The organism is Methylotuvimicrobium alcaliphilum 20Z (assembly GCF_000968535.2).
GTDB classification, from domain to species: domain Bacteria; phylum Pseudomonadota; class Gammaproteobacteria; order Methylococcales; family Methylomonadaceae; genus Methylotuvimicrobium; species Methylotuvimicrobium alcaliphilum.
This window is the reverse complement of record NC_016112.1, coordinates 3,749,815-3,761,133: the sequence shown is the minus strand read 5'-3', so window position 1 is coordinate 3,761,133 and position 11,319 is coordinate 3,749,815. Positions and strand designations below refer to the sequence as shown.

At 47.6% G+C, this 11,319-nt stretch carries 8 protein-coding genes; 7 read left to right on the top strand and 1 reads right to left on the bottom strand.

Translation table 11 applies throughout. From position 1 onward, the window contains the following. Positions 1-29 precede the first annotated feature (29 nt). Positions 30-1,526: a hypothetical protein gene (locus MEALZ_RS15825; protein ID WP_014149665.1), complete on the top strand. Its 1,497-nt coding sequence runs from the start codon at positions 30-32 to the stop codon at positions 1,524-1,526. Between the two features lie 522 nt (positions 1,527-2,048). Here MEALZ_RS15825 and MEALZ_RS15820 read toward each other — a convergent pair. Beyond that, entirely contained in the window at positions 2,049-4,415 is a 2,367-nt protein-coding gene (locus MEALZ_RS15820; protein ID WP_014149664.1) for a penicillin-binding protein 1A, read from the bottom strand. 999 nt (positions 4,416-5,414) lie between these two features. Between MEALZ_RS15820 and MEALZ_RS15815 the strand changes: the two genes are divergently transcribed. The 6 genes from MEALZ_RS15815 to aroK all read left to right on the top strand — a co-directional run bounded on the left by MEALZ_RS15815 (position 5,415) and on the right by aroK (position 11,261). Further along, positions 5,415-6,476, top strand: coding sequence for a pilus assembly protein PilM (locus MEALZ_RS15815; protein WP_014149663.1), 1,062 nt, complete (start codon positions 5,415-5,417; stop codon positions 6,474-6,476). After that, positions 6,476-7,039, top strand: coding sequence for a PilN domain-containing protein (locus tag MEALZ_RS15810; RefSeq protein ID WP_014149662.1), 564 nt, complete (start codon positions 6,476-6,478; stop codon positions 7,037-7,039). The genes MEALZ_RS15815 and MEALZ_RS15810 overlap by 1 nt, the downstream gene beginning before the upstream one ends. Beyond that, positions 7,039-7,674 (top strand): type IV pilus inner membrane component PilO, encoded by a 636-nt coding sequence (locus MEALZ_RS15805; protein WP_014149661.1) that lies wholly within the window; start codon positions 7,039-7,041, stop codon positions 7,672-7,674. Before MEALZ_RS15810 ends, MEALZ_RS15805 begins: the two co-directional genes overlap by 1 nt. Next, positions 7,671-8,267: a pilus assembly protein PilP gene (locus MEALZ_RS15800; RefSeq protein WP_014149660.1), complete on the top strand. Its 597-nt coding sequence runs from the start codon at positions 7,671-7,673 to the stop codon at positions 8,265-8,267. The genes MEALZ_RS15805 and MEALZ_RS15800 overlap by 4 nt, the downstream gene beginning before the upstream one ends. 40 nt (positions 8,268-8,307) lie before the next feature. Further along, on the top strand, positions 8,308-10,668 hold the full coding sequence (gene pilQ / locus MEALZ_RS15795) for a type IV pilus secretin family protein (RefSeq protein ID WP_223842319.1): 2,361 nt from the start codon (positions 8,308-8,310) through the stop codon (positions 10,666-10,668). 74 nt (positions 10,669-10,742) lie between these two features. Beyond that, positions 10,743-11,261, top strand: a complete 519-nt coding sequence (aroK, locus tag MEALZ_RS15790) for a shikimate kinase AroK (RefSeq protein WP_046061206.1) — start codon at positions 10,743-10,745, stop codon at positions 11,259-11,261. Positions 11,262-11,319 lie beyond the last annotated feature (58 nt).

Sequence of the window (11,319 nt, the reverse complement as noted above, 5' to 3'; positions counted from 1 at the left end):
CATTTGTCACAAAAGTATCATTATTCGTCATGAACCTGCCTTTTGAATTAAATCGTTCGTCCGTAAAACATTGGTTCAGTCAATTGAACTCGCCTGATGCGGTGGCGGTCGGTAGCGAGGTGTTAAAGGCATTGAATCTACTGGTCCAGCAAAGCGAGAGACTCGATAGCGAGGAGTTGGCTCAAGTCGTCGATTTGTTCGATCCGGTGGTGGTTAAGATTGTTGAATTTTTAGAGCGGATTATTATACAAAAACCGGATCTCTATAAGTTGGCTCGGTTGTCTTCGCAGTTGATGGTATATCTGGCCCAGTTGCATAATCATTTAGCGCAAACCGATGCGGCTAATAAGGCTTTGCATGCTAATTATGCCTTGCAAATGCTTGGCTGGAGCAGTTTTCATCGCGCGCTGAGTTATGAGCGATTACCTGGTTCGTTTTGGCATGATATGGGGATCGCCTATCAGCATGCTCAAGAGGCGGGGTTGGATACGCTGATCACGTCGGCCTTGCCGGCATTTCAGCCGTTGAATAGCGGTGCAAAGGCTTTGCGGAGAAATTTACTGTTTGTTATTTGTAATCCTTATCGCTTTAATCGTGATGAGATTCAGGCCTTATTTGCTTTTTGCACGCAACAGCACGCTTTATTGACGTTATTTGAACATCAGACGGGTTTTTATTGGGACTATCAACGCGGTAAGCACCCCGAGCCTTTGGTGGTAAAGCCGGAAGGTCTGAAGGTGCTGACTTTTCATGCAGAAGCTTTGACTAAAGCCGTGTTGAATACACAGGTGAGTTTGCCGGTTACCTATAGCGCCGCTTTGTTTAATTCGTTGTCTAATTATCAGCAATTGGTTAGGAGGACGGAGCGCGTTTTGCCTAAGTATTATGCTTTCGTTTCGGGTTATGAGCAGACTGCTTTGTTTTTGCATAAGCATATTCGCGGCGGCCTGGTTTCGTTAATCAATACGCCGAAGCCTGAAAAAATACTGGAGTATTTCGAATTGGCGGCCGACCCCGAGCCTGAAGAAAAAGTATTTCATCGGGTCAGCAATGATGAAATTTGGGGTAGGCAAAAAAAACAGGAAAAAATCGAATTGCAATACGGCGCTATTAAAACGTTTAAAACCGGTTTGCCTGCGATTTATCTTGCGGAATATTTGAAACTGCCAGTAGAAGGAAATAGCTTGCTGATTCTTTATGGGCAAAGCTTGCAGCCTTTGCTGGCGATTGCAAGACCTATTGTGTCGGTAAAAAAATCGCTATACCAGAGCGCTTTGTTAGAATTGGTTTCCGAAAGTCCGTTTGCGGTTACCACCGCCGATTCATCGCCTGCCGAGATTTTCATCATGGAGAGTTACGAAGGGCATTATCAATGCTATCTTCCCGGGCATAAGAAGTTTAATTTGGGCACCGAGATTGCGTTGAAGGAGGGGCGTTTGGTGCTGTTGCGCTTGTTGGAAGAGACTGAGCAATATATGCGCTATCAGGTCAGGTTCGAAGCTAATGGTGCCGAGCATGGCGGATGATCTTTATGCAAATCTGTGTTCATGCCGCCCTTGGGGCTCGATCTGCCATTAAGTTTACAAAGACTTATTCACTGCGTCCTGTCGAGTAATCTCTCACCTCTTACTTTATTTAATACAGATTGACGAAAACTTCTCCTGATTAGCAAGTTTCTTCAGCTAAAGCCCAAAGATCAGCACATCCCTAGCAGGACGGGGTTCGCAAGCCATGCGAGTCAAGCTAAAAACGGCCAACCCACATCATGCTCTTTCCCAAGCTCCAGCTTGGGAAAGATAATCCGGAAGCTCCAGCTTCCTGAGACCGACACAACCTCCGCACATTCTCAATCAACTCCGACTCGCTCGCTCGTTCAATCTTTCTTGATTGTCGAGAAGCTAGAGCTTCCTGAACAGGTTACCCAAGCTGGAGATTGGGTAACAGCATATTTTAGTTTTTGCGACTACGACTGGCCCCAGCTCGGATACTCGGCTTCGGCAAGCTGAAGCATCTTACTAATCAGGAAACTTCTTCATGATTGTTAGGGCTTAAAACAGCGTTTCAATCGGATGTCTTTCGCTGAAATGGGCTTCGTCGGGGGGCGTGAATTCGAAATTCGTATGCATGTGCGCTTGCTGCGTGGTGTCGAAAAACTCCCAAATACCGCCCGGTATTTCTGCCGACATCATCATGCCGCTTTCGGCGTCGACATACATCTTGGCAACCCCTTCCGGCGGCGTTAAAGGGATTTCCGGCTTGTCTTGTAAAGCGGCCTGCATGAATTCCATCCACATCGGCAAGGCAGCAGCGCCGCCGGTTTCTTTGTAGCCCAGGCTGTTGAAGTTGTCGAACCCTACCCATGCCGTAGCGGAGATGGTGGTGCTATAGCCGTTGAACCATGCATCGCGGTGATCGTTTGTCGTGCCGGTTTTTCCTGCAAGGTCGGTGCGTCCGAGTCGTTTCGCTTTGACTGCGGTGCCTCTTTGTACAACGTCGCGCAGCAGAGAGTTCATTAAAAAATTAATTTGCGGCGTAATGATGCGCGGTGCTTGATTGATGAATGAGGGTGATTCGCTGGTACAGTCCAGGCAGGCGACTTGAGGATTGGCTTGGTATAGTAATTTACCGTCCCCGGATTCAATCCGGTCGATCAAATAAGGCTCGATTAGAAAGCCGCCGTTCGCGAAGACTGCGTAAGCGCGCGCCATCTGTAGTGGAGTGGCTTGGCCGCTACCCAGTGCAAGCGTATAGCTATTGGGCAGCTGATTCTTTTGGAACCCGAAGCGCATGGCGGTCTCAACGACGGGCTTGATGCCTAAATTCAGCAGCAAGCGAACCGAAATTAGGTTTTTGGATTGTCGAAGCGCGACTCTTAGGCTGGTCGGCCCGGAAAATCTTCGGTTGTAATTCTCCGGACGCCATTCATGCCCGGGTCTTGAGCCTTCCAAGACGATCGGTGCATCGTTGATTAGCGATGCTGCCGTGTAACCTTTTTCCAAGGCTGTTGTATAGATAATGGGTTTAAAGCCCGATCCCGGTTGTCGGTTCGACTGTGTCACTCGGTTGAATTTGTTGTGATTGAAGTCGTAACCGCCGGCCAATGCCAATATCGCGCCATCGATCGTGTCGATGGCGACAAAGGCGCCCTCGGCTTCCGGTATTTGTGCTAAAGCCCAGGTTTTATCGTTTAGTTGTCTGACAAAAATGGCGTCGCCGATTTTGAATAGATCGTGGATTGATTGCGGAGCTGCCCCTCGCGCGTTTCTTGAAATAAATTTGCGCGCCCATTTCATGTTGTTCCATGGTACTTCAACGTTCTTTCCGCCGCGTAATTGAACGGTGGCTTTGTCGTTGTCGATTCGTTTGATCAGAGCTGGATAGCTATCGCCGATGATCGGCATTTTGTCGATGTCGGTTTTTTGAGCGGGAGCATCGGGCAGTTTAAAACGGTATCCGTGGCGCTCGTCATAGCTATGCACCGCATTTCTTAAAGCCCGTGTGGCTGCGTTTTGCAGAGGGCGGGTAATCGTCGTGTAGACTTTCATCCCCGAACCGTATGCTTGAGTTCCGTAAAGTTCAAGAATTTTTTGCCGGGCCATTTCTGCGATAAAAGGCGCCGACAGTTCGATGCCGCGATGAATCACTCTTGCTGTATTGGCTTCGGCGAGGGCAGCTTGGTAAGTTTGTTGGTCGATATAGCCGATTTTATGCATTCGGTATAATACATAGTCGCGTCTTTCCATTGCCCGGGCCGGGTTGACGATAGGATTGTAGGCCGAAGGCGCTTTAGGCAGGCCTGCTATCATTGCGGATTCCGCCAGCGTGAGTTCGTTTAAGGATTTGCCGTAATAGGTTTGAGCGGCGGCTGCAACGCCGTAGGAGCGTTGACCCAGATAGATTTTATTCAAATAAAGTTCGAGAATCGTATCTTTTGAAAAAGTCTCTTCTATCTTGAGCGATAGAAGTATTTCTTTTAATTTACGAGTGTAGGTTTTTTCTCGGCTCAGTAAAAAGTTTCGTGTGACTTGCATCGTGATCGTGCTGCCGCCTTGTTCCTTTTTACCGGTGGTGGCGAGTTTTAACGCCGCACGAAATAGGCCTACAAAATCGACACCATGATGTTCGTAAAAATGTTTGTCTTCGGCCGCTAGAAATGCATGAATTAGCTCTTTTGGAGCCTGGTCGATCGTGATGGGATTGCGCTTTTTTTCGCCGAATTCAGCGATTAAAAGATTGTCTTTGCTATAAATTTGTAGCGGCGTTTGATAATGAACATCCTTTAGTTGGTTAACATCGGGCAGTTCATCGGAAAGGCGCTCTAATAACAGATAGCCGTAGATCGCCGCCGATATCAGGCCGATTAGAAAAAGCACGCTGAGCCATTTAAAAAAGGTGATCACTAATTTAATTATCACGAAGTATTCCGGTTTGTACCACTACTGTAATTGCGCCGATGTTATTGCCTAGCACCTTGTATTTAAACAAGTTGCTGATGTGGTCTCTTCTATTTTTCAAAGAGTGGCTGAACATTTAACTTGGTTGTAACTATTCAGCGCATGCGGTAGGTTGGTGTCAGGCATTGATTTCTAAGGACGCGTGAATACATCCCTGTAAGCTCTGACTGCAACGTCCTGTTGCAGACAGCCTTATAAATCAATGCCTGACACCTTCTCATGCATGACTTATGCTGAATAATTACACTTGGTTTTGTTTATATCGTCAGGTTTGATTGATTCTTAACGGGTTGAATAAAAAGAAATCTGACGTTGACTGTTGCTAAAAATATACTTGATTTGACTTTTGAGCAACACAAACTTTAATAAATGTTCGAAAATCATGTTATTTTGTTGCTGCCGCAGAAGAGCTGTCGCTTTGTTGAGCTAGTGAGAGTGTGTGGGGCGGGGCGGGTTATGCAACCATACGCATCAAGCTAAAAACGGCCACACCACATCTGCTCTTTTCCAAATTGTTATTAAAGCACGTAGCTCGGATGGAGCGTAGCGCAATCCGGGGCTACGCTGTTTAGACTCGCCGAAAGGTATAACGGATAATATTTGAGTTTGGAAAACAATGAATATATCCATGGACGGAGACTAAATCTTTGATTTTCGATACTGAAAATTCTCTGTCGTCGGTTAGGCGATAAATGTGATTCGGTTTGAAAAAGCGATCGAAATCAAAGCAGAATGAATATTTTTTTATGTAATTTAAAAACACTACTATACTGATGTCTGTGCAGTTTGATCGGGTGTATTGATATTAGTGCTTGTGTGATTGGTACTCTAACCTGACACAAGGATGTGCTCTCGTTTTAATGACTTATATGCTCCCTAATAATGATGCATCATCGATAACTAGATAGGCAACAGAGTATTCGATGCAACAACAATTCAATGTTTTACAAGGGTTCCACGATGAACTGGTTTAGTCGCAAAAATGTGCCTGTCGTCGGTATCGACATTAGCACGGCAGCCGTTAAGTTATTGGAATTATCGAAAAACGGTCCTCGTTATCGAGTCGAAAGTTATGCCGTCGCGCCATTACCGCAGGATGCCGTTATCGATAAAAATTTCGCGAATGTCGATGTAATCTCTGACGCCATCAAACAAGCTATCAAACAATCCGGAACGAAAGTCAAATATGCCTGCGTCGCGGTTGCGGGTTCGGCGGTTATGACCAAAATCATAACGATGCCTGCTAATTATTCGGACGAAGAAGTTTACGAACAAATCATGGTCGAGGCCGATCAATATGTGCCTTATGCACTGGATGAGGTCAACCTGGATTTTGAAGTTCAGGGAAAAAACGCTAAAAACTCCGAAATGGTTGATGTGCTCTTGGTCGCCTCCCGTCGTGAAAATGTCGAGGACCGCATCGAAGCCTTGGATAGGGCAGGTTTAAAAGCCAAGATCATCGATGTCGAAGCGTTTGCGATGGAAAACGCTTTTGCGCTTATCGCCGATCAATTACCCGGTTCTAGCGAAGGTCAGACTATCGCTATCTCGGATATCGGTTCGACAATGGCGACTTTGAACGTCATTGCGGACGGTAGAACCATTTATACGCGCGAACAAGGCTTCGGCGGAAGGCAGTTGACCGATGAAATTCAACGCCGCTACGGTTTGTCCTACGAAGAAGCCGGTCTTGCCAAGCGGCATGGCGGTCTTCCCGATAATTATATCAATGACGTATTGGAGCCATTTAAGAAGGCGATGGTTCAGCAAATCGCCCGATCGCTCCAATTTTTTGTTTCATCGAGCGCCAATAGAACGATCGATTCGATTATTTTGGCGGGCGGTTGCTCGTCGATACCCGGTGTCGAAAAGCTGGTCGAGCAGAACTTGAGTATTCCCTGTTTTATTGCCAATCCGTTTATCAATATGGCTTTATCGAATCGAGTGAAACCGCAGAGTTTAAGTAGCGATGCGCCGGCGATGATGATTGCCTGCGGTCTTGCGCTAAGGAGTTTCGATTAATGGCCCGAATTAACCTGCTCCCTTGGCGAGCCGAGCTTAAAAAACAACAGCAACAGCAATTCTTGACTGCTGCTTTGTTGTCGATTGCCTTAACCCTGGTGTTGATTTTTGCGGTTCACATGCATTACGACGACGTAATGTCGTATCAGGAAAGTCGGAACCAAATGCTCAGGAATGAAATCGCTGCGGTCGACAAGAAAATTGCCGAAATTAAAAACATCGAAGAAAAGAAAACCGAATTACTGACTAAGATCGATGTGATTCAAAAGCTGCAGGAAAGTAGGCCCCTGATTGTACACCTGTTCGATGAAGTCGCTAGAAGGACGCCGGACGGCGTTTTTCTAACAAGCTTTGTGCAGTCCGATAAGGTATTGACGTTTAACGGCAAGACCGAATCGAATGCGCGGGTATCGGCGTTTATGCGGGCGATTGAGGCTTCAGAGTGGCTGCACAGTCCAAAGTTGAACATCATTCAGTCTCAACAAAAAACCAAAGTCGATCAGCTCAGCGATTTTATTCTTATCGCGAAACTTGGCGTGATTTCCGAAGATGAGAAAAACTGATGAATCTGTCTGAAATTAATTGGGATTTTAATGAGGCCGGGACCTGGCCGACACCGGTTAAAGCCGTAGTCATTGCAATCGTGTGCATACTCGTTGCGGTCGGCGGTTATTATTACGATACCGCCGATCAATTAGAAGCGTTGGAACGATTGGAACAGACTGAGCGCGATTTGAAGAGTAGCTTCGAGGTTAAACAAAAAAAAGCGATCAATCTACCGGATTACAAGGCGCAGTTAGAACAGATCGAGGATTCGCTGACTGAAATCATCAAACAAATGCCGACTCGCTCCGAAGTGGCGAATTTATTGGTTGATATTTCGCAGACCGGCTTGGCGAGCGGTTTGGAATTCAGACTGTTTAGGCCGACAGATCCGGTGCGCCGCGACTTTTATTGGGAGCTCCCGATCAATATACAAGTTATCGGACGTTACGAAGAGTTGGCTTTGTTTGTGAGCGGTCTGGCTTCATTGCCGAGGATCGTGACCGTGCATGACGTTAAGATAAGCCCTGTTTCGCAACAAGCTAAAGGCGAGACGTCCGATAAGATGGTCATGGACGCTACGATCAAGACCTATAACGAGGGAGAGCAAGGCCCCGCGCCGGCAAAGCCTCAGCAAAGAAGAGGTAGAAGATGAAGTCGAGTATTTTATCGCTAACCGATTCAAGGTCACGGCAAAGTCGATTTGGCGGCGCGTTTTTTAAATATGGTGCATTTGCGGCCTTAGGTTTGTTGAATCTGTTGTTACTGAGTGCTTGCTCGAGCGATGATAAGTCCGATTTGGTGCAATATATCAATCAAGTCAAGGCCCGGCCGAAAACGCAAATAGAGCCGCTTCCTGAAATCAAAGTGATCGAGCCATTCATCTATAAACCGAGCGGTTTACGCGATCCGTTCCGGCCCATAGAAAAAGCTATGGAAGCCGAGCTTGTCGATGCCGGAACAGGGAGAGGGATTAGGCCCGATCCTACCCGTCGCAAGGAGCAATTGGAAACCTATTCTCTGGACAGCTTGAGAATGGTGGGAACCATCACTAAGGATGCTGTGTTATGGGGCTTGATCAAGGCCGGAGACGGCACTATCCACCGGGTACGAGAAGGTAATTACATGGGTAGGAATCACGGTAAAATTATTCGTATCAATGAGGATAAAATCGAATTGATGGAAATCGTTCCCGATAAGCCGGGAACATGGCGAGAACAGCAAACTTCATTGGCATTGTCCGAATGATGTTGGGGATTAAACAATGAGTATTCAAGGCAGCAAAAACATGAACAGAGTGACCAAGCCTCTATGGAAAACAATCTTCGCGGGAATTTTCCTGTGTGTTTTTCAGTTTGCCGTTCAAGCGAGTGAAGTACAAATTCAAAATCTAGATTTTACTCGATTGTCGGGGGGGCGCTTGCAGTTGCAATTGGAACTGGACGGGCCGGCGCCGGCTCCTCGGGTTTTTCATACCGACAACCCCGCAAGAATTGCGTTGGACTTTAGCGGCGTTAAAAGCGGTTTATCCAAGAAAAAATTTCCGATCAATTTAGATGCCGCCGATAGCGTGTATGTCGCCGAATCCGGCGGCAGGTTACGAGTCGTCATTAATTTGATTTCTTCGGTGCCTTATGAAACACGTACGGAAGGAAATAAAGTATTCGTCACGTTAACCGGGGCTGCGCAGGCTGAGGCGCCTGTCGTTCGTCCGGAGACATCGATCGTGGCTACGGCTGCACAACAAGCGAGAAGCGATGTGATGGCGCAGTTTTTGCCTGAACAAGGTATCAAGGGCGTGGATTTCAGGCGTGGACCGCGTGGCGAAGGACGTATTTTGGTCTCGTTGAGCGAACCGAATACGATGGTCAATACCCGTGAAGTCGGCGGTAAGGTCGAAATTTATTTCGTCAACACCCGTTTGCCGGAGCGGCTTTCGAAACGTTACGACGTATCCGAGTTTGCTACGCCGGTCAAATCGTTCGATGCGGTCAGTAGTCGTCAAGAAGCCAAAATTACTGTCGATTTACAGAGCCCGCTTTACGAATATTCTCAGTTCCAGTCGGAAGGCATGCTGACGGTCGAGTTTCGACCGTTGACACAGGCCGAAAAAGACTTTATCGATAGCCAGAAAGACCGTTATACCGGCGATCGTTTGTCGCTTAATTTTCAAGATATCGAAATTCGTAGTGTGATTACGCTGCTGTCCGAGTTTACCGGACAGAACGTTGTCGCCGGCGACGAAGTAACCGGGCGGATAACCTTGAAACTCGACGACGTGCCGTGGGACGAAGCGCTGGATTTCATCATGATGACTAAAGGCTTGGAAAAATACCACACCGGTAATGTTACGTTGATCGCGCCGGTCGGCAAGATCAAGGAATATAAAGAGAAGCAGCGTGAAACCGAAAAAGTAGTCGAGCAATTGGAGCCGCTTCGCACCGAGTACATCAAAATAAACTTCGCGCGTGCAGAGGGCTTTAAGAATCTATTGTATGGTTTCGATGCGGGTACGTTCGGGCAATGCGGCATCGTACCTGAGCAGAGTGAGGGTGGTCAAACCACCGGCCAGTTTGGTATGGGCGGCATGCAGGGACGTGGCGGTGCGCAGGGCGGAATGGGTGGCGGAACGGGTGGTGCTATGGGCGGAATGGGTGGCATGGGTGGTGCTATGGGCGGAATGGGCGGCGGCTCCAGCGCGCAATTGAGGCGCCAGTCCGGAACGGAGGGGGAAGAAGACTATTCGATGTTGTCACCGCGCGGAACTGTCGTCGTCGATGCGCGTACGAATACGCTGATTGTCCGCGAAACCGCCCAGAGGCTCGAGGAGATCCGCAAATTGATCGCGAAGCTCGACTTGCCGGTGCGTCAGGTAATGATAGAATCGCGCATCGTGATTGCCGCCAATACTTTTGCAAGAGACTTGGGAGTGAGATTTGGTGTAACTAAACAGGCTGCGATTGGTTCAGGTAAGTCCTTCGCTATAGGTGGTGCTGGGACTCAATCAAACGCCAATGCTTTGCCCAATGCCGATGGCAACATTGGTGAGATAAGCGATCAGCTGGTCGATCTGGGTTTGCAGGCATTTAACAAGACACCTTATGGTGCTTTGGGCATGACGTTGGCGAGGGCTGCCGATTACGTCTTGAATCTGGAATTGACGGCATTGCAGGACGAGGGGCGTGCAGAAATTGTTGCAAATCCAAGAGTTATGACTTCCGATCGTTGTCAAGCTAGAATTAAACAGGGCTTCGAGGTGCCTTTTCAATCATCAAGCGGTAATTTGGGTACCAATATAGAGTTCAAGGAAGCCGAATTGGTGCTCGACGTGACGCCGCAAATCACGCCGGACGGTACGATTCAGATGGGCTTATTGATCACCAAAAATGAACCCGACTTTAACCGAGCGATACTCGGGCAACCGCCGATCGTCACGAATGTGCAGATGCTGGACGGCGAAACAGTCGTGTTGGGCGGTGTGTTCGAAAACACGGTCAGCGACTTGAAAAACTCGATACCGTTCTTTGGCGATATTCCGGGCATAGGCTTTTTGTTCCGGAGAAACGAGAAATTGGATGACAAATCGGAACTGCTGATTTTCGTTACGCCGAAAATCGTTCACGATAATTTGGCCAGCGAAAAGTATTGACCGCTTCTACTTCAGCCAAAAAGGGGGCATAATGCCCCCTTTTTTATGCGCGCGAAAACATTACTAGAAATCGCATGGCTAAATCGGAGAACATTTATCTCATCGGTCTAATGGGGGCCGGCAAAACGACAATCGGTAGGCTGTTGGCCAAATCGTTAAAAATGCCGTTTTACGATAGCGACAAGATTATCGAAGATTTGACCGGTGTCGATATTCCAACGATCTTCGAATTCGAAGGTGAGGTAGGTTTTCGGGATCGGGAACAAAAAGCGTTAGCTGGTTTGACGAAATTGACTCATGTCGTGTTGGCGACCGGCGGCGGTGCAGTTATCCGCGAAGAAAATCGGGAATGTCTCAAGGAAAACGGTTTTGTGGTTTATTTGCAATGTTCGGTGGACAGAATTTTGGAAAGAACCAAGCGCGATACGCAGCGCCCGTTACTGCAAACCGACAATCCGAGAGCGAAGTTGGAACAGTTGCTAATCGAACGCGAGCCTTTATATTTGTCATGTGCGGACTATATCGTCGATAGCGGCACATTACAGAGTAAGGCCGCGGTTAAAAATATTTTGCAGCGTTATAGGGATTTATGAGGTGAAAGAGGAAAGGTGAAAGTTTAAAGGTTAAAGGGGAAAGAGGAAAGAGGAAAGG

What these genes read in the sequence shown, in the direction of transcription:
- MEALZ_RS15810 (WP_014149662.1), top strand. Translation starts at nt 6,476, where the DNA reads ATGGCCCGAATTAACCTGCTCCCTTGGCGAGCCGAGCTTAAAAAACAA.
- MEALZ_RS15815 (WP_014149663.1), top strand. Translation starts at nt 5,415, where the DNA reads ATGAACTGGTTTAGTCGCAAAAATGTGCCTGTCGTCGGTATCGACATT.
- MEALZ_RS15825 (WP_014149665.1), top strand. Translation starts at nt 30, where the DNA reads ATGAACCTGCCTTTTGAATTAAATCGTTCGTCCGTAAAACATTGGTTC.
- MEALZ_RS15800 (WP_014149660.1), top strand. Translation starts at nt 7,671, where the DNA reads ATGAAGTCGAGTATTTTATCGCTAACCGATTCAAGGTCACGGCAAAGT.
- MEALZ_RS15805 (WP_014149661.1), top strand. Translation starts at nt 7,039, where the DNA reads ATGAATCTGTCTGAAATTAATTGGGATTTTAATGAGGCCGGGACCTGG.
- pilQ (WP_223842319.1), top strand. Translation starts at nt 8,308, where the DNA reads ATGAACAGAGTGACCAAGCCTCTATGGAAAACAATCTTCGCGGGAATT.
- aroK (WP_046061206.1), top strand. Translation starts at nt 10,743, where the DNA reads ATGGCTAAATCGGAGAACATTTATCTCATCGGTCTAATGGGGGCCGGC.